The organism is Micromonospora rubida (assembly GCF_009908295.1).
In the GTDB taxonomy this organism is placed as follows: domain Bacteria; phylum Actinomycetota; class Actinomycetes; order Mycobacteriales; family Micromonosporaceae; genus Micromonospora; species Micromonospora rubida.
The window spans coordinates 160,429-186,535 of the sequence record NZ_JAAALO010000008.1 but is presented as its reverse complement, the minus strand read 5'-3'; the positions used below and the strand labels follow the sequence as shown (position 1 = coordinate 186,535).

28 protein-coding genes are annotated in these 26,107 nt (G+C 73.4%); 6 read left to right on the top strand and 22 right to left on the bottom strand.

Translation table 11 applies throughout. From position 1 onward, the window contains the following. Nucleotides 1–22: 22 nt before the first annotated feature. The 8 genes from GVV04_RS34855 to pgsA all read right to left on the bottom strand — a co-directional run bounded on the left by GVV04_RS34855 (nt 23) and on the right by pgsA (nt 6,803). Nucleotides 23–697 (bottom strand): recombinase family protein, encoded by a 675-nt coding sequence (locus tag GVV04_RS34855; RefSeq protein WP_161691370.1) that lies wholly within the window; start codon nt 695–697, stop codon nt 23–25. A 22-nt stretch (nt 698–719) separates the two neighbouring features. Beyond that, nucleotides 720–1,469, bottom strand: a complete 750-nt coding sequence (locus GVV04_RS25845) for a YebC/PmpR family DNA-binding transcriptional regulator (protein WP_161691368.1) — start codon at nt 1,467–1,469, stop codon at nt 720–722. A gap of 242 nt (nt 1,470–1,711) precedes the next feature. Further along, the gene (pdxT, locus tag GVV04_RS25840) at nt 1,712–2,314 is read right to left on the bottom strand and encodes a pyridoxal 5'-phosphate synthase glutaminase subunit PdxT (protein WP_161691366.1); all 603 of its coding nucleotides are present in this window, start codon (nt 2,312–2,314) and stop codon (nt 1,712–1,714) included. Nucleotides 2,315–2,386: 72 nt separating this feature from the next. Further along, entirely contained in the window at nt 2,387–3,304 is a 918-nt protein-coding gene (pdxS, locus tag GVV04_RS25835; protein ID WP_161691364.1) for a pyridoxal 5'-phosphate synthase lyase subunit PdxS, read from the bottom strand. Between the two features lie 162 nt (nt 3,305–3,466). Continuing rightward, nucleotides 3,467–3,967, bottom strand: coding sequence for a hypothetical protein (locus tag GVV04_RS25830; protein ID WP_161691362.1), 501 nt, complete (start codon nt 3,965–3,967; stop codon nt 3,467–3,469). Nucleotides 3,968–4,049: 82 nt separating this feature from the next. Further along, nucleotides 4,050–5,210: a glycosyltransferase family 4 protein gene (locus tag GVV04_RS25825; protein WP_161691360.1), complete on the bottom strand. Its 1,161-nt coding sequence runs from the start codon at nt 5,208–5,210 to the stop codon at nt 4,050–4,052. 16 nt (nt 5,211–5,226) lie between these two features. Next, entirely contained in the window at nt 5,227–6,174 is a 948-nt protein-coding gene (locus tag GVV04_RS25820) for a phosphatidylinositol mannoside acyltransferase (protein WP_161691358.1), read from the bottom strand. Between the two features lie 2 nt (nt 6,175–6,176). Further along, the gene (pgsA, locus tag GVV04_RS25815; RefSeq protein ID WP_161691356.1) at nt 6,177–6,803 is read right to left on the bottom strand and encodes a phosphatidylinositol phosphate synthase; all 627 of its coding nucleotides are present in this window, start codon (nt 6,801–6,803) and stop codon (nt 6,177–6,179) included. Nucleotides 6,804–7,056: 253 nt separating this feature from the next. Here pgsA and GVV04_RS25810 point away from each other — a divergent pair, with 253 nt between their 5' ends. Continuing rightward, nucleotides 7,057–9,219 carry an elongation factor G-like protein EF-G2 gene (locus GVV04_RS25810; protein ID WP_161691354.1) on the top strand — a complete coding sequence of 721 codons (2,163 nt, stop codon included), beginning with the start codon at nt 7,057–7,059 and terminating at the stop codon, nt 9,217–9,219. Nucleotides 9,220–9,375: 156 nt separating this feature from the next. Here the strand turns inward: GVV04_RS25810 and GVV04_RS25805 are convergent, their stop codons facing one another. Next, on the bottom strand, nt 9,376–10,434 hold the full coding sequence (locus tag GVV04_RS25805) for an aldo/keto reductase (protein WP_161691352.1): 1,059 nt from the start codon (nt 10,432–10,434) through the stop codon (nt 9,376–9,378). A gap of 73 nt (nt 10,435–10,507) precedes the next feature. Further along, the gene (locus GVV04_RS25800) at nt 10,508–11,020 is read right to left on the bottom strand and encodes an HIT family protein (RefSeq protein ID WP_161691596.1); all 513 of its coding nucleotides are present in this window, start codon (nt 11,018–11,020) and stop codon (nt 10,508–10,510) included. A 221-nt stretch (nt 11,021–11,241) separates the two neighbouring features. On the opposite strand from GVV04_RS25800, the gene GVV04_RS25795 reads away from it, so the two are divergent. Beyond that, the gene (locus tag GVV04_RS25795; RefSeq protein WP_328822575.1) at nt 11,242–11,979 is read left to right on the top strand and encodes a D-Ala-D-Ala carboxypeptidase family metallohydrolase; all 738 of its coding nucleotides are present in this window, start codon (nt 11,242–11,244) and stop codon (nt 11,977–11,979) included. Nucleotides 11,980–12,057: 78 nt separating this feature from the next. On the opposite strand, the gene thrS is transcribed toward GVV04_RS25795, so the two are convergent. Beyond that, nucleotides 12,058–14,067 carry a threonine--tRNA ligase gene (gene thrS, locus GVV04_RS25790; protein ID WP_161691348.1) on the bottom strand — a complete coding sequence of 670 codons (2,010 nt, stop codon included), beginning with the start codon at nt 14,065–14,067 and terminating at the stop codon, nt 12,058–12,060. Nucleotides 14,068–14,174: 107 nt separating this feature from the next. Then, nucleotides 14,175–15,095, bottom strand: coding sequence for an ADP-ribosylglycohydrolase family protein (locus tag GVV04_RS25785; RefSeq protein ID WP_161691346.1), 921 nt, complete (start codon nt 15,093–15,095; stop codon nt 14,175–14,177). Between the two features lie 72 nt (nt 15,096–15,167). On the opposite strand from GVV04_RS25785, the gene GVV04_RS25780 reads away from it, so the two are divergent. Then, nucleotides 15,168–15,857 (top strand): response regulator transcription factor, encoded by a 690-nt coding sequence (locus tag GVV04_RS25780; RefSeq protein WP_161691344.1) that lies wholly within the window; start codon nt 15,168–15,170, stop codon nt 15,855–15,857. A 29-nt stretch (nt 15,858–15,886) separates the two neighbouring features. Then, the gene (locus tag GVV04_RS25775) at nt 15,887–17,290 is read left to right on the top strand and encodes a HAMP domain-containing sensor histidine kinase (RefSeq protein WP_201754131.1); all 1,404 of its coding nucleotides are present in this window, start codon (nt 15,887–15,889) and stop codon (nt 17,288–17,290) included. Nucleotides 17,291–17,528: 238 nt separating this feature from the next. Here GVV04_RS25775 and GVV04_RS25770 read toward each other — a convergent pair whose 3' ends face one another. Together GVV04_RS25770 and GVV04_RS25765 are read right to left on the bottom strand one after the other, a co-directional pair. After that, entirely contained in the window at nt 17,529–18,554 is a 1,026-nt protein-coding gene (locus GVV04_RS25770; protein WP_161691342.1) for an adenosine deaminase, read from the bottom strand. After that, nucleotides 18,551–19,087, bottom strand: a complete 537-nt coding sequence (locus GVV04_RS25765; RefSeq protein WP_161691340.1) for a methyltransferase domain-containing protein — start codon at nt 19,085–19,087, stop codon at nt 18,551–18,553. The genes GVV04_RS25770 and GVV04_RS25765 overlap by 4 nt, the downstream gene beginning before the upstream one ends. A 179-nt stretch (nt 19,088–19,266) precedes the next feature. Between GVV04_RS25765 and GVV04_RS25760 the strand changes: the two genes are divergently transcribed. Further along, on the top strand, nt 19,267–19,461 hold the full coding sequence (locus tag GVV04_RS25760; protein ID WP_161691338.1) for a hypothetical protein: 195 nt from the start codon (nt 19,267–19,269) through the stop codon (nt 19,459–19,461). Between the two features lie 107 nt (nt 19,462–19,568). Here the strand turns inward: GVV04_RS25760 and GVV04_RS25755 are convergent, their stop codons facing one another. From GVV04_RS25755 to GVV04_RS25725, 7 genes are all read right to left on the bottom strand, one after another. Then, nucleotides 19,569–19,772, bottom strand: a complete 204-nt coding sequence (locus tag GVV04_RS25755) for a cold-shock protein (protein ID WP_088962828.1) — start codon at nt 19,770–19,772, stop codon at nt 19,569–19,571. 293 nt (nt 19,773–20,065) lie between these two features. Beyond that, nucleotides 20,066–20,338 carry a DUF4235 domain-containing protein gene (locus GVV04_RS25750; RefSeq protein ID WP_161691336.1) on the bottom strand — a complete coding sequence of 91 codons (273 nt, stop codon included), beginning with the start codon at nt 20,336–20,338 and terminating at the stop codon, nt 20,066–20,068. Continuing rightward, the gene (locus GVV04_RS25745; RefSeq protein WP_161691334.1) at nt 20,335–20,673 is read right to left on the bottom strand and encodes a DUF3618 domain-containing protein; all 339 of its coding nucleotides are present in this window, start codon (nt 20,671–20,673) and stop codon (nt 20,335–20,337) included. Before GVV04_RS25745 ends, GVV04_RS25750 begins: the two co-directional genes overlap by 4 nt. Then, the gene (locus GVV04_RS25740) at nt 20,670–21,104 is read right to left on the bottom strand and encodes a phage holin family protein (RefSeq protein WP_161691332.1); all 435 of its coding nucleotides are present in this window, start codon (nt 21,102–21,104) and stop codon (nt 20,670–20,672) included. The genes GVV04_RS25745 and GVV04_RS25740 overlap by 4 nt, the downstream gene beginning before the upstream one ends. Nucleotides 21,105–21,316: 212 nt before the next feature. Continuing rightward, the gene (locus GVV04_RS25735) at nt 21,317–22,531 is read right to left on the bottom strand and encodes a mechanosensitive ion channel family protein (RefSeq protein ID WP_161691331.1); all 1,215 of its coding nucleotides are present in this window, start codon (nt 22,529–22,531) and stop codon (nt 21,317–21,319) included. 80 nt (nt 22,532–22,611) lie between these two features. Then, the gene (locus GVV04_RS25730) at nt 22,612–23,436 is read right to left on the bottom strand and encodes a DUF1206 domain-containing protein (RefSeq protein WP_161691329.1); all 825 of its coding nucleotides are present in this window, start codon (nt 23,434–23,436) and stop codon (nt 22,612–22,614) included. Between the two features lie 60 nt (nt 23,437–23,496). Next, entirely contained in the window at nt 23,497–23,862 is a 366-nt protein-coding gene (locus GVV04_RS25725; RefSeq protein ID WP_161691327.1) for a hypothetical protein, read from the bottom strand. Between the two features lie 151 nt (nt 23,863–24,013). Here GVV04_RS25725 and GVV04_RS25720 point away from each other — a divergent pair, with 151 nt between their 5' ends. Continuing rightward, nucleotides 24,014–24,298 (top strand): GNAT family N-acetyltransferase, encoded by a 285-nt coding sequence (locus GVV04_RS25720; protein WP_161691325.1) that lies wholly within the window; start codon nt 24,014–24,016, stop codon nt 24,296–24,298. A 175-nt stretch (nt 24,299–24,473) separates the two neighbouring features. On the opposite strand, the gene GVV04_RS25715 is transcribed toward GVV04_RS25720, so the two are convergent. Next, a complete protein-coding gene (locus GVV04_RS25715) occupies nt 24,474–26,015 on the bottom strand; it encodes a glycoside hydrolase family 3 protein (protein WP_161691323.1) in 1,542 nt (513 codons plus the stop codon). Between the last annotated feature and the right edge of the window lie 92 nt (nt 26,016–26,107).

The window sequence follows — 26,107 nt, the reverse complement described above, 5'->3', positions numbered from 1 at the left end:
GAGCAGCCAGCTTCACCCACGTTCACGACTGGACGATGAGCAACAGCCCTATCGGCACGCCTGATTGGTTCGGATGGGCAAACGCCTGCATCTCCGAGCTTGTGCCGATCGCCTCCCTGCTGACCATCCGCAGCAACCGACGTGCCGCCAAGAGCATCGAGTTTCCGGTCGCCATGCTGATCGGCGCTGCTGGCTTCTCGCTCTCGGCACCGTTGGCGGTAGCCAAGCCCTGGCTACGTGACTTCATCCGTTGAAGCTCAGCGCGGGCAATCTCGGCCTTGACGAGGAAGTTCAGCCGGAAGCCTTCCCCGTCTGCGGAGTCAAGCCGGTCGTCGTAGCCGATCAGCCCCACCGGAGGGCGGACCACACGGCCTGTCTCAGGATCTTTGCCCTCAATCACGTCCAAGATGGTCGCTGCCACGTTCAGCCCTTCACGGGACAGCCGGTCTACGTGCCAGGCCACCAGCACGTCAGCGTTGCCCTCAGTGGCGTCAGCGAGCCATTCTCGGAACGCTGGACGATTGCGAATGCCTCCCGAACTGCCGTCATCGATACGCAACGCCGCCTCAGCGAACCCGTGAGCAGCACAAAGCCGCCGAAGATCATCAACCATGCCCTGCATGGACAGGCTGCGCTCATCAGCGGCTTTGGACAGGCGGACGTACAGACTCGCCCGCAGAGCACTCCTACCAGTCATGACCGGCAGGCTAGACACCCCCTCAGGGGAGTTGTGCAAGTATCTCGTCGGAGACGTCGAAGTTCGCGTAGACGTTCTGCACGTCGTCGCAGTCCTCCAGGACATCGATCAGCTTGAAGATCTTGCGGGCTCCCTCCTCCTCCAGCGGCACGTTCATGCTGGGGATGAGGGAGGACTCGGCCGACTCGTACTCGATGCCCGCGTCCTGCAGGGCCGTGCGCACGGCGATCAGGTCGGTCGGCTCGGAGACCACCTCGTACGCCTCGCCGAGGTCGTTGACCTCCTCCGCCCCGGCGTCGAGGACCGCCATCATCACGTCGTCCTCGGTGGTCCCGGCCTTGGGCACGATCACCATGCCCTTGCGGGAGAACATGTAGGACACCGAGCCTGCGTCGGCGAGCGATCCGCCGTTGCGGGTCAACGCGGTGCGCACCTCGGTCGCGGCCCGGTTGCGGTTGTCCGTGAGGCACTCGATGAGCATCGCCACGCCGTTCGGGCCGTACCCCTCGTACATGATCGTCTGCCAGTCGGCGCCGCCGGCCTCCAGGCCGGAGCCGCGCTTGACCGCCCGGTCGATGTTGTCGTTGGGTACGGAGTTCTTCTTCGCCTTCTGGATGGCGTCGTAGAGGGTGGGGTTGCCAGCCGGGTCGCCGCCGCCGATGCGGGCCGCGACCTCGACGTTTTTGATCAGCTTGGCGAACATCTTGCCGCGCTTGGCGTCGATCACGGCCTTCTTGTGCTTGGTGGTCGCCCACTTTGAGTGGCCGGACATCTGCTACCTCCGTCTGTTGATCACGCCTGCGTCGACGGCCCGCGCCAACTCCACTTCTCCACCGGCCCAGGACGGGGCCGGTCGGCTCTGCGTGGATGGCCGCGGCGGGCGCTGGACCCTGCCGAACCGCGGCAATCCTACCGAGGCGGGGCGGGTCGGTGTCACACCCGGCACCGGCGGGCCCGGCAGCCGGCACGCCGAGGGGCCCGCCCCCGGCACGGGAGGGGCCCCTCGGCGGCGGCTCAGGCGGCGCGGACCAGGTCCACGAAGTAGCGGTGCAGGCGCAGGTCGCCGGTCAGCTCCGGATGGAAGGAGGTCGCCAGCAGGTTGCCCTGCCGGACCGCGACGATCCGGTCCCCGACGGGCCTGTCGGTGACCCGACCCAGCACCTCGACGCCCGGGCCGACCCGCTCGACCCAGGGCGCCCGGATGAAGACCGCGTGGAACGCCGCGCCCTGCACCCCGGCGATCTCCACCGACGCCTCGAACGAGTCGACCTGCCGACCGAACGCGTTGCGCCGCACGGTCATCTCGATGCCGGCGAAGCCGCGCTGGTCGGGGCGGCCGTCGAGCACCTCCGTGGCCAGCATGATCATGCCGGCGCAGGAGCCGTAGACCGGCATCCCGGCGGCGATCCGCTTGTCGATCGGCTCCCGCATCTCGAAGATGTCGACGAGCTTGCTGATCGTGGTGGACTCGCCCCCGGGGATGACCAGCCCGTCGACCGCGTCCAGTTCGCCCGGGCGGCGGATCGGGCGGGCGTCCGCCCCGGCCCCGGCCAGCGCGCCCACGTGCTCGCGGACGTCACCCTGCAGGGCGAGCACACCGATGACCGGTGCCGTCACGTTCACTCCTCTCGGGTGTCAGAAAGAGGCCCCCGCTCCGCCTGAGGCGGCGAGCAGGGGCCTCCTCTCACATCACCAGCCGCGCTCGGCCAGGCGGTGCGGCTGCGGGATCTCGTCGACGCTGATGCCGACCATCGCCTCGCCGAGGCCCCGGGAGACCTTGGCCAGCACGTCCGGGTCGTCGTGGAAGGTGGTGGCCTTGACGATCGCGGCGGCCCGCTGGGCCGGGTTACCGGACTTGAAGATGCCGGAACCGACGAAGACGCCCTCGGCGCCGAGCTGCATCATCATCGCGGCGTCGGCCGGCGTGGCGATGCCACCGGCGGTGAACAGCACCACCGGGAGCTTGCCGGTCTCGGCGACCTCCTTGACCAGGTCGTACGGGGCCTGGAGCTCCTTGGCCGCGACGAACAGCTCGTCGGCCGGCAGCGAGCTGAGCCGCGCGATCTCCTGACGGATCTTGCGCATGTGCATGGTGGCGTTGGAGACGTCGCCCGTGCCGGCCTCACCCTTGGAGCGGATCATGGCCGCGCCCTCGGTGATCCGGCGCAGCGCCTCGCCCAGGTTGGTCGCCCCACACACGAAGGGGACGGTGAACGCCCACTTGTCGATGTGGTTGGCGTAGTCGGCCGGGGTGAGCACCTCGGACTCGTCGACGTAGTCCACGCCGAGCGACTGGAGGATCCGGGCCTCGACGAAGTGGCCGATCCGGGCCTTGGCCATCACGGGGATCGAGACGGCGTTGATGATGCTGTCGATCATGTCGGGGTCGCTCATCCGGGACACCCCGCCCTGGGCGCGGATGTCGGCGGGCACGCGCTCCAGGGCCATCACCGCGACGGCTCCGGCGTCCTCGGCGATCTTGGCCTGCTCGGCGGTGACCACGTCCATGATCACGCCGCCCTTGAGCATCTCGGCCATGCCGCGCTTGACGCGGGCGGTGCCGACGACGGGGGTGGCGCTGGCGTTCGGGGAAGTGGTTTCGGGCACGGGTTATCGCTCCTCGGCGTGCTCGGGGGGTGGCTCAGCTGAATGCTACGACGGGGTCAACGCCGGTCCGACAGCCAATCAGACCCCGGGTGGCCTGCTCTGTGGCCGTCATCACCCCGGCCCGGCCGCCGGCCGACGGGCCCGGGCTGCGGCGGGCACCGCTCAGGCGGGCACGTCGGCGGGGAGCGCGAGGGTCGGATCGTCGATGTCGAAGTAGCGCGGCCACGGGTGCCGGCTGCCCATCCGCAACAGCCGCACCAGCCGCCGTCCCCGCGCCGCGCGGGCGTCCCGGACCAGGTCGGTGTGCACCTGGCGGGCCAGCGCGAGCCGCCGACTCGCGGCGATCACCGTCTCGCAGTCCGGGTCGGCCGGGTCCAGCCGCACCGCCCGCAGCTGCCGGGTGAGGTCGTTCTCCGCGGCCTCGCGCTCCTCCGGCTCGGCGTCCAGCGCGATCCGGGCCGCCGCGTACAACTCCACGCCGTAGCGCCGCTCGGCCAGCACCGCGGCGGCGGCGGCCCGGCGCAGCAGGTGCGCCTCCAGGGCCCGGGCCGCCGCCTCCGCGCGCAGGCGCAGCCGCTCGACCCGGCCGACGGTCCAGGTCAGGTACGCCGCGAGCAGCCCCACGACGAGACTCGCGCCCACCCACCACCACATGCCCGGCATCGTAGTGCTGCTCCGTTCGCCTCCGGCCGGGGCGCGACCCGCCCCGGCACCTGCGTCCCACCGGCACCCCCGGTCACGGCCGTCAGCCCAGCCCCGCCCACTCCTGGTCGATCACCCGCCCGTCGGTCGCCTCGATCGCCGCCGCGTACACCTCCAGCACCCGGCGGGCGACCACCGGCCAGTCGAAGTGCGCCACCACCTGGTCACCGCACGCGGTCAGCTCGGCCCGCCGCGCCGGGTCGTCCAGCAGCCCGACCAGGGCCGCCCGCAGACCCACCGCGTCGCCGGTGGGGAAGAGCAGCCCGGCCCGGCCGCCGTCGAGCACCCGGCGGAACGCGTCCAGGTCGCTGGCCACCACCGTGGTGCCGGCGGCGAGGGCCTCGGTGAGGATCATCCCGAACGACTCCCCGCCGGTGTTCGGGGCCACGTAGAGGTGGACGCTGCGCAGCATGCGCGCCTTGTCCTCCTCGGAGACCAGGCCGAGGAAGGTGACCCGGTCGCGCAGCTCGGCGGGGAACTGGTCGAACAGGTCGTCCGGGTCGCCCGGCCCGGCCACCAGCAGCCGCAGGCCCGGGCGGGAGCGGGCCAGCTCGACGAACGCGTCGCGCAGGATCGGGAAGCCCTTGCGGGCCTCGGTGAACCGGCCGAGGAAGCCGAGCGTGCCGCCCTCCCCGAGGTCACCCTCCCCCGGCCAGCCGGGCAGCGGTGTCGCGTGGCTGAACTTGGCCACGGTGACCCCGTTGGGGATCTCCACCGCGCCGCCGTCCATGTGCTCGACCTGCACCTTGCGGGCCAGGGCGCTGACCGCGATCCGGGCGGTGATCCGCTCCAGCACGATCTGCAGCAGGCCCTGCGCGGCGGCGAGCACCCGGGAGCGCGTCATCGCGGTGTGGAAGGTCGCCACCACCGGCCCCCGCGCCGAGAGCACGGCGAGCATCGACAGGCTCAGCGTCAGCGGCTCGTGCACGTGCAGCACGTCGAACTCGCCCCGGGCGATCCACCGCCGGACCCGGGTGGTGGAGACCGGGCCGAACGCGATCCGGGCCACCGACCCGTTGTACGGCAGCGGCACGGCCCGGCCCGCCGACACCACGTACGGCGGGAGTGGGGAGTCCTCGTCGGCGGGGGCCAGGACGCTCACCTCGTGCCCGAGCCGGATCAGCGCCTCGGCCAGGTCCATCACGTGGTTCTGCACCCCGCCGGGCACGTCGAAGGAGTACGGGCACACGATGCCGATCCGCATGTGAGCGCCCTCCGCCTCAGACCGGTCCGGCGACGGTCGGCGGCGTGGACACGGACCGGGGCTCGCCGGCGCCGGCGCCGCGCTGGTCCAGCCACATCCGTTGCAACATGTGCCAGTCTTCCGGATGCCGGGCGATGCCCGCCGCCAGCTCGTCGGCGATCCGCTGGGTCAGCGCCCGGACCCGCTGGTCCAGCGGCCCGCTGTCCTCCGAGGGCACGGGCAGCGGCTCGATCGAGGCGCACGCCGCGTCCGTTTCGTACCACAATGAGGCGACGTAGAGCGGTGCCCCGGTGCGCAGCGCCAGCAGCGCCGGACCGGCCGGCATCCGGGTCCGCGCGCCGAAGAAGTCGACCTCGATCCCCCGGGCGGAGAGGTCCCGGTCGGCCAGCAGCGGCACCACCGCGCCGGCGCGCAGCCGGTCCACCAGCACGTCGAACGCGGGCCGATCGCCGCCGTGGGTGGGCAGGATCTCCATGCCCAGCCCTCGCCGGAAGGCGAGGAAGCGCTGGTAGACGGCCTCGGGCTTGAGCCGCTCGGCGACCGTGGTGATCGGCCAGCCGGTGGCCGCCACCCAGGCCCCGGCGGCGTCCCAGTTGCCGGAGTGCGGCAGCGCCACCACCGCGCCCCGGCCGGCGGCCACGTCGGCGGCGAGCAGGTCGACCCCCTCGGGGGCGAGCCGGAAACCGGCGAGGAGCTGGTCGCGGCTCAGCGCCGGCAGCCGGAACGCCTCCATCCAGTACCGGGCGTACGAGCGCAGGCCGCGCCGGAGCAGGTCGTCCAGCTCGGCCTCGGGCAGCTCGGGGCCGACCACCCGGCGCAGGTTGGCGCGCAGTCGGGCCGTACCCCCGCCGCCGGAGCGGTGGGCGCGGTCGGCGCCCGCCTGGAAGGCCGCGGCCACCACGGGCCGGGGCAACGCGCGGACCAGCCGCCAGCCGGCGATGTAGCCGAGCTCGGTGAGGTTCACCCCTACGATCCGTCCGGGGCGGTCTCGCGGGCCTGCCGGTACACGTGGGCGATCCGCTGGCCCACGGTGAAGATCGAGACGGCGGCCAGCAGCCAGAGCGCGACCTGCAGGGCGTGCGGGACGCCGACGCCGGTGAGGATTCCGCCCACGCCGACGATGAGCAGCCGCTCGGTGCGCTCGGCGATGCCCACGTTGCAGGTCATCCCGAGCCCCTCGGCGCGGGCCTTGACGTAGGAGACCAGGCCGCCGGCGGCCAGGCAGAGCAGCGCGGCGGCGACCCCGGCGTGGTCGCCCTCGGTGGCCAGCCAGTACGCGACCGCGCCGAAGACGGCGCTGTCGGCGACCCGGTCCATGCTTGAGTCGAGGAACGCCCCGAATCTCGTCGAGCCGCCGCTCATCCGGGCCATCGTCCCGTCGAGCAGGTCGGTCAGCGCGAAGAACGTCACGATGAGGGCACCGGCGACCAGATGGCCGCGGGCACCGAAGCCGAGCGCCCCGGCCAGCACCCCGAGGGTGCCGGTGACGGTGACGGCATTGGGGGACACGCCTACCCGGAGCAGGCCGCGCGCGATCGGCTCAACGACGCGGGTCATCCCCGCCCGGACCGACACTTGGAAGATCTTCGCCATGGCGGTCCCACGATAACGGCCGACCCCCGGCGACGGCACGCCCCGGTCGCCGACCCGCCCGGGGAAGTCTTGTGCTGGCCCCCCGACGGGTGTGAGATCGAGCCTGAGGGTGAGCCAGCTCACCCGACCGACCGTCCCGTACCCGCCGCACCGCAGATCACCGGAGGATGGCGCCGCGGAGCTTCCGCACCGGGCCGCTTCCCCGTCGCGCGCGGCGGTCGCCACCAACCACCGGCTGAGGGAGGTGCGCCCCATGGCGCAGAGGAATCAGGACAAGGGGGTCACCGGCGGCGTGCCGGTGGTGACCGAGCCCGCCAGGATTCGCAACGTGGTGCTCGTCGGGCACTCCGGGGCGGGCAAGACGACCCTGGTCGAGGCACTGCTCGCGGCGACCGGCACGATCGGGCGGGCCGGCACGGTCACCGACGGCACCACGGTCTGCGACCACGACCCGGCCGCCGTGCGCCAACAGCGCTCGGTGAGCCTGGCCTGCGCCCCGCTGGTGCACGACGGCGTCAAGATCAACCTGTTGGACACCCCGGGCTACGCCGACTTCGTCGGCGAGCTGCGCGCCGGCCTGCGGGCCGCCGACGCCGCGCTGTTCGTGGTCTCCGCCGTCGACGGGATGGACGCCGCCACCGCCGCACTCTGGGAGGAGTGCGCCGCGGTGGGCATGCCCCGGGCGGTCGCGGTGACCCGGCTGGACCACCCCCGCGCGGACTTCGACGAGGCCGTGGCGCTGTGCCAGCGGGTCTTCGGCGACAACGTGGTCCCCCTGCACCTGACGATGCTCGGCGACGACGGCGAGTCCGTCGTCGGACTGCTCGGCCTGGTCACCCGCCGGGTCTTCGACTACACCGCCGGGCTGCCGGCCCAGGTGCGCGAGCCCGACCTGGAGCACCTGCCGGCGATCGCCGAGTCCCGCAACGAGCTGATCGAGGGGATCATCGCCGAGAGCGAGGACGAGTCCCTGATGGACCGCTACCTGGCCGGCGAGGAGATCGACCCGCAGGTGCTGGTGGCCGACCTGGAGAAGGCGGTCGCCCGGGGGCACTTCCACCCGGTGGTGCCGGTCTGCGCGGCGACCGGCGTCGGGCTGGACGTGCTGCTCGACGGCCTCGTGTCGGCGTTCCCCTCGCCGCTGGAGCACGAGCTGCCCGCCGTCACCGGCGTGGACGGCTCCCCCCGGCCGCCGCTGACCTGCGACCCGGACGGCCCGCTCGTCGCCGAGGTGGTCCGCACCACGGTGGACCGGCACGTCGGCCGGGTCTCCCTGGTCCGGGTCTTCTCCGGCACCCTGCGCCCAGACCGGACGATGCACGTAGCCGGCCACGGCCTGGCCGAGCGGGGGCACCCCGACCACGACGCGGACGAGCGGGTCGGGCACCTCCACACGCCGCTGGGGGCGACCCTGCGCGAGGTGCCGGCCTGCGTGGCCGGCGACATCTGCGCGATCACCAAGTCGGGCAGCGCGGAGACCGGCGACACGATCTCCGCCAAGGACGACCCGCTGCTGGTGGCCCCGTGGGAGATGCCCGAGCCGCTGCTGCCGGTGGCGGTCGCCGCGCGCAGCCGGGCCGACGAGGACACCCTCTCCCGCAACCTGGCCCGGCTGGTCGCCGGGGACCCGACGCTGCGGCTGGAACGCAATCCGGAAACCCACCAGCTCGTCCTGTGGTGCATGGGCGAGGCGCACGCCGACGTGGCGCTCGACCGGCTGCGCGGTGGCGGCGTCGAGCTGGACACCGAGCCGGTACGGGTGGCGCTGCGGGAGACCCTCGCCGCCCCGGCCACCGGGCACGGCCGGCACGTCAAGCAGTCCGGCGGCCACGGCCAGTACGCCGTCTGCGACATCGAGGTGGAGCCGCTGCCCCGGGGGGCCGGCTTCGAGTTCGTCGACCGGGTGGTCGGCGGCGCCGTGCCGCACAACTACGTCCCGTCGGTGGAGAAGGGCGTGCGGGCCCAGCTGGAACGCGGCCTGGTCGCCGGGCACCCGGTGGTGGACCTGCGGGTGACCCTCGTCGACGGCAAGGCGCACAGCGTCGACTCCTCCGACGCGGCGTTCCAGACCGCCGGGGCGCTGGCGCTGCGCGACGCCGCCGAGAAGGGCCAGCCGACCCTGTTGGAGCCGGTGGACGAGGTGGCCGTCCGGGTGCCGGACCACACCGTCGGCGCGGTGCTGGGCGACCTCTCCGGCCGGCGCGGCCGGGTGCTCGGCACCGAGCCGGACCCGGACGCCGACGGCCGGACCGTGGTCCGCGCCGAGGTCCCGGCCGTCGAGCTGCTCCGGTACTCGATCGAGCTACGCGCCCTGACCTCCGGCACCGGCACCTTCCGCCGCCACTTCACCCGCCACGACCCGATGCCCACCCACCTGTCCGACCAGACCCGCAACGACCACCCCCCCACCCCCTGACCCCTGCCTCCCTCCCTCCACCCCGGCCCCACACCCCCCGCGTCGATCACGCAGTTGGGGCCTCGGCAAAGGGCGCAAAAGCCTCGTTCCGAGGGCCGCAACTGCAAGATCGACGGGCCGGGGTGGGGGGCCGGGGTGGGTGGGCCGGGGTGGGGGTCAGGGGCGGGCCGAGGGGGTGGGGGGCATGGGCCAGTGGGGGCGGTCGGCAAAGCGGATGGCGGCTGCGCGGATGGCCGCCAGTTGACGTTCCACCTCGGCGAACTGGTCGGGGGCGAGCGGGCCGAGGGCCAGGGCGGCGGCGTTCTCCTCGACCTGGGCGACGGTGCGGCAGCCGGGGATCGGGACCGTACGGTCGCTGCGCGCCCAGATCCAGCCCAGCGCGCCCTGGGCCAGGGTGCGCCCGTCGGCGGTGAGCGCCCCCCGGACCGCGCCGACCCGGCGCAGCCACTCCGGGGCGGGTCGGCCGCTGCGGAACCACTCCAGCCAGTTCGCCGTGGCCCCCCGCACATCGTCGCGGGGCAGCGTGGAGCCGGCCCCGTACTTGCCGGTGAGCAGGCCCATCCCCAGCGGACTGCGGTTGACGCTGGCCAGGTCGTACTTGTCGCAGACGGCGAGCAGGTCGGGGGCGTCGCGCAGCACCGACAGGGTGTGCTGCACGGCGGTGGCGTGCCGGGCGCCCTGCCCGAACCAGGTGGCCCGGTCGACCCGGTCGGTGCTCCACCCGTACGCCCGGACCAGGCCGTCGGCGACGAGGTCCTCGCAGACGCCGAGCAGCGCCTCGACCCTCGGCACCGGCAGGTCACCCAGGTGCAGCTGGTAGAGGTCGATGCGGTCGGTGTCCAGCCGGCGCAGGGAGTCGGTAACCGCCCGGCGCAGGTACTCCGGCGAGTGGTCCTCCCCGGTGGCCTGGCGGGCGCCCTCGTCGAACGTGTAGCCCCACTTGGTGGCGATCACGGCCTCGTCGCGCCGGCCAGCGAGGGCCCGGCCGAGGACCCGCTCGCCGTGCCCGGCCCCGTACGTGTCGGCGGTGTCGAAGAGGGTGACCCCGAGATCGAGCGCGCGGCGCACGGCGCGGACGGACTCGTCGTCGTCGACCGCACCCCAGCCGAGCGGCTGGATGCCCTCGGCCCAGGGGCCGCCGATCGCCCAGCACCCCATGCCGAGGGCGCTGACCTCGATGCCGCTGCGACCCAATGTCCGTGTCGTCACTGCCATCGCCCGATCGTGCCATCCCGGGGGCGACCGAGGGCAGCGGGTTGGCCGAAAGGATTCGGGTGACTACGTAGGGTCAGCCCGGCCAGGCGCGGGTGAACAGCTCGCGGGTGTCGGTGAGCAACTGCGGCAGGACCTTGGTCCGCCCGATCACCGGCATGAAGTTGGCGTCGCCGCCCCAGCGGGGCACCACGTGCTGGTGCAGGTGCTCGGCGATCCCGGCGCCGGCCACCCCGCCCTGGTTCATGCCCAGGTTGAATCCGTGCGCGCTGCTGACCTTGCGCACCACCCGCATCGCAATCTGGGTGAACGCCGCCAGCTCGGCGGTCTCCGGCAGGGCCAGGTCGGTGTAGTCGGCCACGTGCCGGTAGGGGCAGACCAGCAGGTGCCCCGGGTTGTAGGGGTAGAGGTTGAGCACCGCGAACACGTGCTCACCCCGGGCCACCACCAGGCTCTCCTCCGGCGGCAGCCCCGGCGCCCGGCAGAACGGGCAGCCGGCGGGCTTTTCGTACCCGCCCTCGGGCCGGTCCCCACCGGAGACGTAGGCCATCCGGTGCGGAGTCCAGAGCCGCTCCAACCCGTCGGCCATGCCGCTGTCCCTGAGCCGTTCCTCCCCTGTCACGCCACCGATCCTACGTTCCCGCCCGGCTCCGCCCCAGCGCCGGAGTACGGGACCCGCCAGGGGTGGCCGTCGGTTTGAGACGGGGCGTCACCGGGACGAATAGGGGGTGAAAATTCTTGACGCAGAGACGGCGGTAAATGAAACTTCCATTTCAATCGACCCTGATAACCATCGATGGGAGCCAACCTGTGAAGACCGCATTCCGCCGGATCGGCAGAGTTCTCGCCGCCTGCGTGCTCGCCGCCGCCACCACCCTGGTGGGCCTGACCGTGACCACCGGTGCCGCGCACGCCGACGGCTGCTACACCTGGGGCCGGGGGCTCGCCCAGGGCTCGACCGGCGAGGACGTCCGCCAGCTCCAGATCCGGCTCGCCGGCTACCCCGGCTACAACTCGGTGCTCGGCCTCGACGGCGTGTTCGGCGCGGCGACACACGCGGCGGTGATCCGCTTCCAGCAGGCGTACGGTCTGGCCGCCGACGGCATCGCCGGCGCGCAGACCTTCAGCAAGCTGTACGCCCTCCAGGACGACGACTGCACGCCGATCAACTTCACCTACGCCGAGCTGAACCGGTGCAACAGCACCTGGGCCGGCGGGGCGGTCGCGGCGAGCACCGCCAAGTTCAACGCGCTCGTCTCGATGTGGAAGCTCCAGGCCATGCGGCACGCCCTCGGGGACGTGTCCATCCAAATCAGCAGCGGCTTCCGCAGCGTCGCCTGCAACAACGCGGTCGGCGGGGCGTCCAACAGCCGGCACATGTACGGCGACGGGGTGGACCTGGTCGGTTCCCCGTCGTTCTGCCGGATGGCCCAGCAGGCCCGCTACCACGGTTTCGGGAACATCCTCGGCCCCGGCTACCCGGGCCACAGCACCCACACGCACGTCGGGGCCGTCGGGGGCTGGTCGGCGTCGAGCTGCGGCATCTGAACCTGATCACCCGCACGTAGACGGCACGGCGGGACGTCCCGGCTCAGGGACGCCCCGCCGTGCCGTGCGCCGGGCCGGTCAGCCCTCGGCTGCGGAGGGCCCGGTGTTGCTGCGGGAGGTGACCACGTCGAGCACGTGGGTCACCGCGTCGGCGATCGGCACCCCGTTGCGCTGCGAGCCGTCCCGGTACCGGAACGACACGGTCCCGGCGGCCACGTCGTCGTCGCCGGCGATCACCATGAACGGGATCTTCTGCTGCTGCGCGGTGCGGATCTTCTTCTGCATCCGGTCGTCGCCCGCGTCCACCTGGGCGCGGATGCCCTCGGCGCGCAGCGCCGCGACGAACCCGTGCAGGTAGTCGGTGTGGTCCTCGCGGATCGGGATGCCCACCACCTGCACCGGGGCCAGCCACGCCGGGAACGCCCCGGCGTAGTGCTCGGTGAGCACCCCGAAGAACCGCTCGATCGAGCCGAAGAGCGCCCGGTGGATCATGACCGGCTGCTTACGGGTGCCGTCGGCGGCCTGGTACTCCAGCCCGAACCGGGCCGGCTGGTTGAGATCGAGCTGGATCGTCGACATCTGCCAGGTCCGGCCGATCGCGTCCCGGGCCTGCACCGAGATCTTCGGGCCGTAGAAGGCCGCGCCGCCCGGGTCGGGCACCAGCTCCAGCCCGGACGCCTCGGCGGTGCTGCGCAGCGCCTCGGTCGCCTCCTCCCAGTCGGCGTCGTCGCCGATGAACTTCGGCGAGTCGTCCCGGGTGGAGAGCTCCAGGTAGAAGTCGTCCAGGCCGTAGTCGCGCAGCAGGTCCAGCACGAAGGTGAGCAGGTCGGAGAGCTCGCCGGGCATCTGCTCCCGGGTGCAGTAGATGTGCGAGTCGTCCTGGGTCAGCCCCCGCACCCGGGTCAGGCCGTGCACCACGCCGGACTTCTCGTACCGGTACACCGTGCCGAACTCGAACAGCCGCAGCGGCAGCTCCCGGTAGGACCGCCCGCGCGACCTGAAGATCAGGTTGTGCATCGGGCAGTTCATCGCCTTGAGCATGTAGTCCACGCCCTCGAACTGCATGGGCGGGAACATGGTGTCGGCGTAGTACGGCAGGTGGCCGGAGGTCTCGAAGAGCTGCGCCTTGGTGATGTGCGGGGTGTTGACGAACTCGTACCCCGCGTCCTCGTGCCGGCGGCGCGAGTAGTTCTCCATCTCCCGGCGGATGATGCCGCCCTTGGGGTGGAAGACCGCCAGGCCGGAGCCGATCTCGTCGGGGAAGCTGAACAGGTCCAGGTCCGCGCCGAGCTTGCGGTGGTCGCGCCGGGCGGCCTCCTCCAACAGCTTCAGGTACGCCTTCAGCTCGTCGCGGGTCGGCCACGCGGTGCCGTACACCCGCTGGAGCTGCGGGTTCTTCTCCGATCCCCGCCAGTACGCGGCGGCCGAGCGCATCAGCTTGAACGCCCCGATCAGCCGGGTGTTGGGCAGGTGCGGGCCCCGGCACAGGTCCGACCAGCAGACCTTGTCCTCCTTGGCGGCGAGGTTGTCGTAGATGGTCAGCTCGCCGGCGCCCACCTCCATCACCTCGGCCGAGTCCAGCCCCTCGCCCTTGACCTCGATCAGCTCCAGCTTGAACGGCTCGGCGGCCAGCTCGGCCTTCGCCTCGTCCAGGCTGTCGAAGCGCCGCCGCCGGAACCGCTGCCCGGACTTGACGATCTCCTGCATCCGCTTCTCGAGCTTCGCCAGGTCGTCGGGCTGGAACGGCGTGGCCACGGCGAAGTCGTAGTAGAAGCCGTTCTCGATCGGCGGGCCGATGCCGAGCTTCGCCTCGGGGAAGAGGTCCTGCACGGCCTGGGCGAGCACGTGCGCGGTCGAGTGGCGCAGCACGTTCAGCCCGTCCGGCGAGTCGAGGGCGACCGGCTCGACGGTGACGTCCTCGGCCGGCGACCAGTCCAGGTCGCGGAGCTGGCCCTGCGGGTCGCGGACCACGACGACCGCCTTGGGGCCGCTGGCCGGCAGGCCGGCCGCGGCCACCGCGTCGGCCGCCGTCGTCCCGGCGGCGACGACGACGGGGTCGGCCACGACGGGGGTACGGGGTGCGGACACGGTGACTCCTTCAGCTGACGACGGACGCGGCCGAACGACCGCCCCCGCTGATGCTAGCGGGCAGCGAGGGGCCCCTTCTTGTCGCATTCGGTGAAGGCGCGGGGGGGTCAGCCCGCCCAGTCGGGCAGCGGCTCGCGGGCGGCGAGCCAGTCGGCGGGCACCCCGCCCGGCGAGCCGACGCCGGTGTGGGCGGCCACCACCGCGCCGGCGATCGCCGCCGTGGTGTCCACGTCCCCGCCCGCCTCGACGCACGCCCGGACCGCGGCCGGGTAGTCGTCGAGGCGCGTGGCGGCGACCCAGAGCGTGAACGGGACGGTGTCCTGCGCCGTCACCCGGGAGCCGTTGCCGAGCGCGTCGGCCGCGACCGCCACCGGGCGGCCCAGCAGGCCGGCGGCCCGGAGGACCCCCTGGTGCACCTGACCGCCCGGATCGAGGGCGGCGGCCACCGCGGCGAGCAGCCGCGACGGCGGCGGGCGGTCCCCGTCGAGGCGGGCCCGGGCGGCCAGGGCGGCGGCCACCGCCACCGCCACCGCGCCGGCGATCCCCTCCGGGTGGGCGTGGGTGACCTCGGCGGACGCCCGGGCCTGGGCCGCCGCCCGCCGCGTCGAGTCGGCGAACCACGCCCCGAGCGGCCCGACCCGCATCGCCGCGCCGTTGCCGCACGAGCCCTGCCCGTCGAACGCGGAGGCCGCGGCGACGGGCCACGGCGTGCCGGTGCGGATCAGGCGCAGGATGGTCACCGCCCCGGGGCCGTAGCCGCGGTACGGCTCGCACCGGTGCGCGAACGCCAGCGCCAGCCGGTCCCGGTCGACCTCCCCGGCGCCGGCCAGTTCGGCCAGCACGGAGCACGCCATCTCGGTGTCGTCGGTCCACTGCCAGGGCGGCGCGGGGAGCCGGCCGGCGGCGAGGTCAGCGGGCCGGTGCCCCGGCACGAAGAACTGGGAGCCGAGGGCGTCGCCGACGGAGAGCCCGGCGAGGCTGTCCCGGGCGAGCGCCAGTCGGGTGTCCGGGAAGAGCGTGAAGGACATGGTCGTACCAGCTTGCCCGGTTCGCGGGTGCGCCGCAACGTGTCAGCTTGCCCTGCCGAGTACGGTGCTGACGTGGCCACGGTGCTCCTGGTCGAAGACGACCACGTCGTACGCGGCGCTATGCTGCGGTCCCTCGCCGACCGGGGGCACGCCGTGCACGCCGTCGGAACGGCGCTGGACGCGCTGCGCCGGGTGGCCGCGGAGACCCCCGACCTGGTGGTGCTCGACCTCGGCCTGCCGGACCTGGACGGCTCGGACGCGCTGCGGATGCTGCGCGGCATCACCGACGTGCCGATCATCATCGCCACCGCCCGCGACGACGAGCAGTCGGTGGTGCGCCTGCTGCGGGCGGGCGCGGACGACTACATGGTCAAGCCGTTCACCGGCGCGCACCTGGACGCCCGGATCACCACGGTGCTGCGCCGGGCCGGCCGGGCCAGCCGGACGGTGCAGCCGGCCGTGCACACCGTCGGCGGCCTGCGGGTGGACGTCGGCGAGCGCAGCGCCCAGCTCGACGGGATGGCGCTCGTGCTGACCCGCAAGGAATTCGACCTGCTGGCGTATCTCGCCGCCCGACCGGGGCGGGTGGTTTCCCGCCGGGAACTCTTGGAGGAGGTATGGCGCCAGCCGTCGGTCGGCGAGGACCAGACCATCGACGTTCACCTGTACTGGCTGCGCCGCAAAATGGGCGAGTCCGCGGCGAAGCCGCGCTACCTGCGCACCGTGCGGGGGGTCGGCTTCCGGTTGGTGGCCCCGGACTGAGGGTCGCGCTGGCCTGGCTCACGGCCGGCATGTGCGCGCTCGTCGCGCTGGCGTTCCTGGTCCCCCTCGGCATCAGCCTGAGCGAGCAGACCCGTCAGGAGGCCCTCGCCGACGCCGCCCGGCGCGGCGCGCTGGTCACCGGCGCGCTCGCGGTCAGCACCGAGCCGGCGGTGGTGCGCCGCGCGGTGGAGGCCAGCGGCGCGGACCCGGCGACCCGGCCGGTGGTGCACGGGCTGGGCGGTGCCGCGCCGGCCGGCCGGGCCGACGCGGCGGCGCTGGCCAGGGCCACCGAGGGCCGGCGCTCGATGGTCGTCGACGTGCCCGGCGGGGCGCTGCGGCTGGATCCGGTGGTGCTCGGCGACACGGTGGCCGTGGTCGAGGTCTTCGTGCCGGACTCCGCGCTCGACGAGGGTTCCGGGGGCCGCTGGCTGCTGCTGGCCGCGGTGGCGGTGGCCCTGGCCGGGGCAGCCGTGCTGGTGGTGGACCGGGTCGCCGCCCGCGCGGTCGACTCGACCCGGGGGCTGGTGAAGGCCGCTCTCGCGGTGGGCGACGGCGACCTCGGGGTACGCGTCGAGCCGAGCGGCCCGCGCGAGCTGGCCGAGGCCGGCTACGCGTTCAACCGGATGGCCGACCGGATGGCGGCGGCGCACACCGCCGAGCGGGAACTGGTGGCGGACCTGTCGCACCGGCTGCGTACGCCACTGACGGTGCTGCGGCTGGACGCCGAGGGGCTGGACTCCGACGACACCAGCGTGGGCTCGTTCACGGAGGCGGAGCTGGACCGGCGGCGCACCATCCGGCGGATCCGGCAGGCCATCGTGACCCTTGAGGGCGAGATCGACGTGCTGATCAAGACGACCCGCAAGACGGTCGCCCACGAGGCCGGCCCGGCGATGTGTGACGTCAGCGAGCTGGTCCGGGACCGGATGGTGTTCTGGTCGGCCCTCGCGGGGGACCAGAACCGGCCACACCGGGTCAGCGGGGCGCAGCTGCGCATCCCGGCGCCCGTGCCCCGGGCCGAGCTGGCCGCCGCCCTCGACGCGGTGATCGGCAACGTGTTCCGCTACACCCCGCAGGGCACCGCGTTCGAGCTCGCGGTCTCCCGCCGGGACGGGTACGTGGCGATCCGCATCGACGACGCCGGCCCGGGTATCGCCGACCCGGACCGGGCGCTGCGCCGGGGGGCCAGCGACCAGGGCTCCACGGGGCTGGGCCTGGACATCGCCAAGCGGGTGGCCTTGCAGGCCAACGGGTCGGTGAGCATCGACCGGGCCCGGCTCGGCGGGGCCAGCGTGGTGATGCTGCTGGCCGACCCGGAGGCCACCCCGAGGCAGGTCAGCCGGTTCGGCCTGGTCGGCCGGATGGCCAGGGAGGCGCGGGAGCAGAAGAGCGGGGGCCGCCGCTGGCCCCGGCAGCGCCCCACGGACGGCTGACCGCCTTCCCGCCTGTGGGCAGACGCAAGTCTTTCTTAGATTCGGATTAACGGCACCGGTGGGCCGGGCGCGGCCTGACAGGATCGAGGAGCGAACCCACCAGTTCCACCGGCCGCTCCCGGATCCACCCCCTGGCCGGTGGAGTCCGTGCACGCGGCGGGAGCCCGGTTTCCCCACAACCGGCTCCCGCCGCGCGCGCCGACACCACAACCGGCTCCCACCGGCAGGCGGCGGTGGGTCAGCGGGTCGCCGCAGCCAGGTAGCCGTCGATCTCGGCGGTGAGCCGCGACTTCTCCCCCGGTTCCAGGAACGCGGCGGTCACCGCGGCGTTGGCCAGCGCGGCCACTCCCTCGGGGCCGATCCCGAGCAGCCGGGCGGCCACCGCGTACTCGTCGTCGAGGGTGGTGCCGAACATCGGCGGGTCGTCGGAGTTGATGGTGACCAGCACGCCCGCCTCGACGAGCCGGGGCAGCGGGTGTTCGTCGAGGGAGGCGACCGCCCGGGTGCGCAGGTTGGAGGTCGGGCAGACCTCCAGGGCGATCTGCCGCTCCGCGAGGTGGGCGAGCAGCTCCGGATCCTCGGCGGCGGAGATGCCGTGGCCGATCCGCTCCGCGCCGAGGTCGCGCAGCGCGTCCCAGACGGTCTGCGGGCCGGTTGTCTCCCCGGCGTGCGGGACCGAGCGCAGCCCGGCCGCCCGGGCCCGGTCGAAGTACGGCTTGAACTGCGGTCGGGGCACCCCGATCTCGGGGCCGCCCAGGCCGAAGCTGATCAGCCCGTCGGGGCGTTCCTCCAGGCAGATCCGCAGGGTCTCCTCGGCTGCCGGCAGCCCCGCCTCGCCGGGGATGTCGAAGCACCAGCGCAGCGCGATACCGAAGTCGGCCTCGGCCCGCTTGCGGGCGTCCTCGATCGCCTCGCAGAACGCGGGCGCGGGGATGCCCCGGCTCACGTGCGAGTACGGGGTGACGGTCAGTTCGGCGTACCGGACCTGCTGGCGGGCCAGCTCGCGGGCGACCTCGTGGGTGAGGATCCAGACGTCCTCGGGGTCACGGATCAGGTCCACGACGCTGAGGTAGACCTCGATGAAGTGGGCGAAGTCCCGGAACGCGAAGTAGTCGGCGAGGGCGTCCGGGTCCGCCGGCACCGGGCTGCGGCCGGCGTGCCGGGCGGCCAGCTCGGCCACGATCCGCGGCGACGCCGAGCCGACGTGGTGCACGTGCAGCTCCACCTTGGGCAGTCCGGCGATGAAGGTGGACAGATCGATCACGAGTTCTCCTCTGCGCGGGCGCCGGTTCGGGCGACGATGAAGACCCGGCGGAACGGGAAGGACACCAGGCCACTCCGGACCGGGTACGCCGCCGCGAGGCGCGCCCCCGGCCCGGTGCGGAAGTCGGCCCACCGCGCGTCGTCCAGCGCCGCCCGGGCGGGGCGCAGCGCGGTGCCCTCCATCCGGGTCAGAACCGGGTGGTCGGCGTCGGCGAGGGCCGGCAGCAGGTGCACGTAGGTAGTCTCCCAGGCGTCGACCGCGCAGCCGGCACCGGTCAGCAGCGCGGCGCAGCCGACCGCGAAGTCGACCGGTGGGCCCAGGGCGGTGGCCCGGTCGATCATCTCGGCCGACGAGTCGAGGCCGTTGATCCGGGCGCCCGGCCAGCGGGCGGTTAGGTTGGCGGTGAGCGTGCCGGGGCCGCAGCCGAGGTCGACGACGACCCGGGGGCGCCCGGCCGGGACCCGGGCGGCCAGGTCGTGGAAGGGCCGCCCCCGCTCGTCGTCGTAGCGCAGGTACGCCGCCGGGTCCCACATCGCCGCCTCCCAAACCGTACGCCCGTCTTGTTGCGCCGTGCGGCCCGCCGGACGACCGGGCAAGCCGATCACTAGGCTCGGGGCATGCAGCAGCGCACCCTCCCCCGACTCGGGCGGCACGTCGGGGTGGTCGACACGCATGCTGGACGGGCCCGGCCGCTCGGCGAAGGAGGAACGCGATGAAGGGGTGGCTCCCGCTCACCCTCGGCCTGCTCGCCATGGTCATGGGCGCCGTCTGGACGGTGCAGGGCCTCGGCTACGTCGGCGGCAGCATCATGACCGACCAGTGGATCTGGGCGCTGACCGGCCCGCTGCTGGTCCTGATCGGACTCGTGACGATCTGGCGCGGCCTGCGCAGCCGCCGCCGACCCTGACGTCCTGGCCGGGCAACGGAAAACCCCGCATCCCGAACAAGGACGCGGGGTTTCACTGTGATCCGGGCGGATCACCCGGCCTCGGCCGGCACGCCGGCCACGGCTGCTCAGATCGGGCGGACCTGCTCAGCCTGCGGGCCCTTCTGACCCTGGGCGATCTCGAACTCCACCCGCTGGTTCTCCTCCAGCGAACGGTAGCCGCTGGACTGGATCGCCGAGAAGTGGACGAAGACGTCAGCACCCCCGCCGTCGACGGTGATGAAGCCGAAGCCCTTGTCTGCGTTGAACCACTTCACGGTTCCCTGCGCCATGTGAATCTCCTTCTAAAACTGGCGGCCGAGCACGCCGTGCGGCCGTTTGGCCGTTTTCGAGCAGCGGCGCCTGAGGCGGCCCCCTGTGCAGGAGACTTTCTCTCAACCCACGCCATCTCGCAACAGCGTGGGCCAGCAAACCACGTAGCGAAAACTCTGCACAGCGTACCCGAAAAGATCCTCTGAGAGGTGACCCGAAGGGCGCTCGAATTCCGGTCCGGATGGGCCGCGCCGCCGAGCGAAAGGGCCCTTTCCCGCGTACCGGAAAGGGCCCTTTCGCATGGTGCGGACGGTCAGTCGGGCCAGCGGCCGGTCAGCCGGCGCACGCCGGCCGCCCCGCCCCGGTCCACGGCCGCCCGGACCACCGCGAAAATCGCGCCCTGGAGGGCCGCAGCGGCCAGGATCTCGCCCCAGCCACGGTCCTCGTCGGTGGCGCTCGGGGCCTCGCCGTCGCCGGCGGTCGCCTTCCAGACCTGCCGGAAGATCGCGCCCGCGACCGTGCCGGCGGCGACGCCGAGCAGCACCCCGACCGGCTTGTACGCGGCCTTGCCGATGCCCCTGCTCACCTGCGCCTCCCCTGAACGATCAACAACACGATCATCGTAGCCACCGCGCCGGCGGCGACGGCCGCCCACGGCACCGGGCCGCGCAGCCCCGCACCGGCGGTGGACGCCCCCTCCCGGGCCACCCCGGCGCCCTGCGCCGCCTGCTCCCGCACCCGGGCCACCGTCTGCGCGGCCTGCTCCCGCATCCGGCCCTTCGCCTGCTCGGCGGAGGACCTCAGACGGGCCTTGACGTCGGCCTTGGCGGCCAGCGCCTCCATCGTCTCGCCCAGCTCCACCCTGGTCCGCCGGATCTCCTCGCGGAGCGCCTCGGTGTCGCCGGCCCCGTTGCCCGTCATGCCCGTCCCCTGTCCCTCACCGCGGCGGTGACGGTGTCCACGTCCGCCCGGACGCTCCGTACCGTCGCCACCGGAACGGGCGGGACCGCCTGGCTGACCTGCTTCTTGCCGATCAGGGCAAGGATCCCCGCCACCAGGAAGAGCGCCACCGCCACAATCAGCGCGCCCAGCCACGCGGGCATGACCAGCGCCAGCAGCAGGATCACGGCGGCGACCAGGGCGCCGAGCCCGTAGAGCGCCAGGGCCCCACCGCCGCCGAACAGGCCGATCCCGATGCCGGCGTGCTTGCCCTTCTGGGTCAGTTCCGCCCGGGCCAGCGCGAGCTCGTCCCGGACGAGGCGCGAGACCTGCTCCGTGGCCCGCTGCACCAGTTCCGCGGTAGACGGCTCGCTCCCGGTCCGAGACGTGCGGTGATTCGCGACGTCAGCCATGCTGTCCTCCTTTCACCATCACCGCGCTGTATGCCCGGAGTAGCCGCCCGTCAATCCTGCGCGGTGCAGCCAGAAACACTGACCGCCCGCGCACCAGTCCCCGAAAAACCCCCACCCAAACCCCCCACCCGGCCACGCCCGGCCCGGATGATCAAGAGGGTTTGCGTCGGGATCTGCGATCCGAGCGACGCAAACCCTCTTGATCGCCGCATTCAGCGGGGGGCGGGGTGGGTTGGGGTGAGGGTGAGGGTGTCGTCGGGGCCGATGAAGGCTTCGCTGCGGGCCGCGCCGTCGTCGCTGCCGCCGAAGACGCGGGCGTCGTCGGGGACGTCGGTGTCGGCCGGCCGGCGCACCGGGCGCCGGGGCTGCACCGACTGCCAGGGCAGTGCACCGGAGGAGTCGCCGACCTCTGCGCGCATCCGGGGCAGGGCGGTCGGGCGGTGGTCACGGACCCAACCGACCAGGTGCTCGCGCACCAGGCAGCGCAGGTCCCACAGGCTGCCGGCGTCCGCCGCGCTGACCAGGGCACGGACCTTGACCAGGCCGCCGGTGGCGTCGGTCACCTGGAGTACGCAGACCCGGCCGTCCCACAGGTCGCTGCTCTCCGCCAGCCGGCGCAGCTCCTCGCGCATCGCCTGCACGTTGACCGACCAGTCGACGTCGAACTCGGCGGTGCCCAGCACCGCCGCCTCGGTCCGGGTCCAGTTCTGGAAAGGCTTGCTGGTGAAGTACGAGGTGGGCAGGATCAGCCGGCGGTCGTCCCAGATCTGCACGACCACGTAGCTGAGGGTCAGCTCCTCGATCCGGCCCCACTCCCCCTCGACGACCACCACGTCGTCCAGACGCACCGCGTCGCTGAAGGCGAGCTGGAGCCCGGCGAAGACGTTCCCGAGCAGGCTCTGCGCGGCCAACGCGGCGACCACGCCGGCCACGCCGGCGGAGGTCAGCACGCCGGCCCCGACGCCCCGGACGGCGGGGAAGGTCATCAGCATCACGCCGACGGTCAGGATCACGATCACCGCGATGGTGAGCCGGCGAAGCATCACCACCTGGGTACGCACCCGGCGGGCGTGCCGGTTGTTCGGCACGTCGACCCGGAACCGGGCCAGCGCCACGTCCTCGGCCGCCACCAGCAGCGAGGCGACCAGCCAGGCCGCGGCGGCGATGACGGCGAGCACCAGCAGGTGCAGCACCACCTGCCGCCACTGCGTGCCGACGGCGTAGCCGGTGGAGAGCCGGACGGCGAACTGCACGGCGAGGACGGTCGCGGCGACCTGGAACGAGCGGTGCGTGTGATCGGTCAGCTCGGTCATCAGCAGCGAGCGCCGGCCGAGCCGCTGGGTCGCGCGGTGCACCACCTCGACCAGGAAAAGGGCGATCGCCGCCGCGGCGAGCGCGGCGACGATCGTCGTGAGGTAGCTCTGCACAGGTATCTCTCTCCCTCCAGCGGGCACCCGGGATCCGGGCAAAGGCCCAATGGTGCCCGCTGTTTCCCGATCCGACCAGATCAGACCTTGCGGTACCGGGACTGGAGGAAGCAGTAGACGCCGTAGCAGGCGATCCCGAGGGCGACCAGGACGAGCAACACGGGGCCGTACGACTGGTCGCGCAGCGTGCGCAGCGCGGCGTCGAGGCCCCGGGCCTTCTCCGGGTCGTAGTTGACGGCGGCCAACACGACCAGCAGGCCGGCGATCCCGTACGCGACGCCCTTGGCGATGTAGCCGGCCATGCCGAGCCGGCGGGCCAGGGTGCGGGTGTGGGCGTTCATCTCGCCGGTCTTCAGGCGCTTCTCGAACTTCTTCTTCCACCCGTAGATCACCAGGCCGATGCCGATGGCGGCGAGCACCAGCCCGGCCAGCCCGACCAGCCAGCGGCCGCCGGTGGAGGTCATCAGCTTGCCGGTCAGCGCCTCCGACTGGTCGGCGTTGCTGGAGCCGGCGTCGGAGAAGACCTTCCAGGCGGTCCAGGCGAAGTAGAGGTAGACCAGGGTGCGGGCGACCGAGGCGATGCGCTCGAAGATCCGCTCCTTGTCGCGCTCGGCCTGGTGGCCGACGGCCGCCTCCAGGGCCTGCCAGATCGCCATGGCGAGCATGCCGACGGCGATCGCGACGCAGAGGAACTTGCCCATCGGCTTCTCGGCCAGGGTGCTCAGCGCACCGCCCTGGTCGCCGCTCTTGCCGCCCGAGCCGCCGAAGGCGATCTGCAGGGCGAGCCAGGCGATCAGCAGGTGCACGACGCCGTAGCCGATGAAGCCGGCCCGGGCGAGTAGTTCGAGCCACCGGCTGTTCGCGGCCTGCGAGGCGGTGGCTTCAGCGTTCCGGGTGAGTGACATGGCGCCACAATCTCCGATTGCGGAGATCCCCAAACGTCGGCCACCGCCGCCGCGGCGACGCTAGCTGCTGGGATTGCGCGAAACGCGGATCTTGACCTCCTGGTCGGTGACGCTGTCCAGCGTGACGGCGAAGCCGCCGACCTCGGTGGCCTGCTGGCCGACGGTCAGCGACAGCTGCTCGCCGGCCACCTCGACGGTCACCTGGTCGCCCTGGGCGCCGACCAGCTTGGCCTCGACGCCGAGGATGGTGGCGCTGGCCTCGACGCCACGGTCGAAGGTGACCGTGCAGGCGTCCAGGCCACAGTCTGTGGAGGCGCCCTCGCTGCTGCAGCCGGCCAGCAGGGTGACGCCGAGCGCCAGGCCGGCCAGCAGGCCGACGGCCCGGCGGATGGGGGTGGACGGGGAGGTACCGGGTCGGTTCGTCACCCGATCAAGGGTACGAGACCCGCGCGAACGCCCGCCCGCACGCAACCGCCCCTGCTCAACGCCCTTCGCACCCCGGTTGCCGGCCGACGAGGTGGGCCGGTTGCCGGCCGATCCGGACGAGTTGCCCCGGGGCCCGGGGCAGAATGGCCGGGTGAGCTTCCTGGTCGAGGACAACCCCGCCCGCCGTCGCTTCGAGATCCTGGTCGACAACGCGCTGGCCGGGTTCACCGCGTACCTGCCCCGGGGCGAGGCGTTGGTCTTCACCCACACCGAGGTCGACCCAGGGTTCCAGAACATGGGGGTCGGATCCGCGCTGATGCGGGCCACCCTGGACCAGGTCCGCGAGCGCGGCGGACGGGTGGTGCCCAGGTGCCCGTTCATGGCCGCGTTCATCGAGCGCCACCCGGAGTACGCGGACCTGGTCATCTCCGCCTGAACCGGCGGGCACGCCCGCCCGACCGGCCTCACGGCGCATTGCCCGCCGGCCGCCGGGCGGACGGGCCACCCACCAGCCGACGAGCACCAGCCGACGAGCACCGGCCGACGGGCGACCGGCCGACGGGCGACCGGGCAACGGGCGACCGGGCAACGGGCGACCGGGCAACGGGCCGTCAGCCGGCGACGGGCTTGCCGAGGCCGGCCAGCGGCGGGGCGAGGGTGCCGGCGAGCAGTTCGGCGGCGGCGCGGGCGGCTGCCCGGGTGGCGCCGTGGGTGGCCACGTGCACCACCCCGGCGACCAGTGCGGGCACGCCCAGTTCGACCACCACCGCGTCGGGGCGGGCGGCGATGGCCCGCCGCACGGCGGTGCGCATCCAGTCGTGCCGGTGCAGGTCGCGGACGACCAGCACCAGCGGGCGGCCGGCCGCCCCGGCGGTCGGGTCGGCGGGCAGGTCGGCCTCGCCGAGGCGTACCGAGGTGGTGCCGGTGAGCAGGCCGGCGAGGGGGGCGGCGACCCCCCACGGGGTCTCCTGGCCGATCGCCATGTTGCGCGGCGGCTCGAACTCGACCACGTGCGGGGCGGTGACCAGGGGCAGCGCCGCCTCGGCGCCGGTGCGCGCGGTCACCCGGACCGCCCGGCGGGCGGCGGCCAGCCCGACCAGGGAGCCGTCGACCGCGACGCCGGGGCGGGCCGGGACGGCGGCCTGGGCCGCCGTCGTCCAGCTCGCCAGCCGGCCGACCCGCTGGGCCGCCTCGGCCAGCCGCTCCTCGGGCAGCTCGCCGGCCACGACGGCGGCGACGATGGCGTCGCGCAGCTCGCGGGCGGAGTCCTCGTCGGCCCGCTCCCCGCCGACGCAGATCGCGTCCGCGCCGGCGGCGAGGGCGCGCACGGCCGACCCGGCGAAGCCGTACCGGTCGGCGACCGCTCTCATCTCCACCGCGTCGGTGACCACCACGCCGGTGAAGCCGAGCTCGTCGCGGAGCAGGCCGCCGAGGATGCGCGGGCTGAGCGTGGCCGGCAGCTCCGGGTCCAGCGCCGGGACGAGCAGGTGGCCGGTCATCACCGCCTGCACCCCGGCCGCCACGGCGGCTCGGAACGGGACCAGCTCGGCGGCGTCGAGCTGTTGCCGGGTGCCCCCGATGCGGGGCAGGTCGTGGTGCGAGTCGACGCGGGTGTCGCCGTGGCCGGGGAAGTGCTTGGCGCAGGCGGCCACCCCGCTGGACTGCAACCCCCGGACCCAGGCGGAGGTGTGCCGGGCGACCAGGGCCGGATCGGCCCCGAAGGCACGGACCCCGATGACCGGGTTGGCCGGGTTGGAGTTGACGTCGGCGTCCGGGGCGTAGTTGAGGGTGACGCCGGCCGAGGCCAGCTCGCGGCCGAGGTCGCGGGCCACCTCGTGGGTCAGCTCCGGGTCGTCGACCGCGCCGAGGGCGAAGTTGCCGGGGCGGGAGCTGCCCTGCCCGGACTCGATCCGGGTGACGTCGCCGGCCTCCTCGTCGATGCCGACCACCACGTCGGGCCGCTCCGCGCGCAGGGCCGCGGTGAGCGCGGCGACCTGGTCGAGGTCGACGATGTTGCGGGCGAAGAGGACCACCGAGCCGAGCCCTTCGCCGAGCCACCGGCGGACCCAGGGCGGTGGGGTGGTGCCGACGAATCCCGGTTGCAGGACGGCGGCCGCCAGGCTCGCCAGTTTTCCCGTCGGTGTGCTGCTCATGCGGCTGCCGTACCCCCGTCTTTCCCGTTTCGGACCCGGCCGCGGGCCGCGGCGGTGCTTGCCATGGTCACACCGGGTCCGCTAATAGTCAA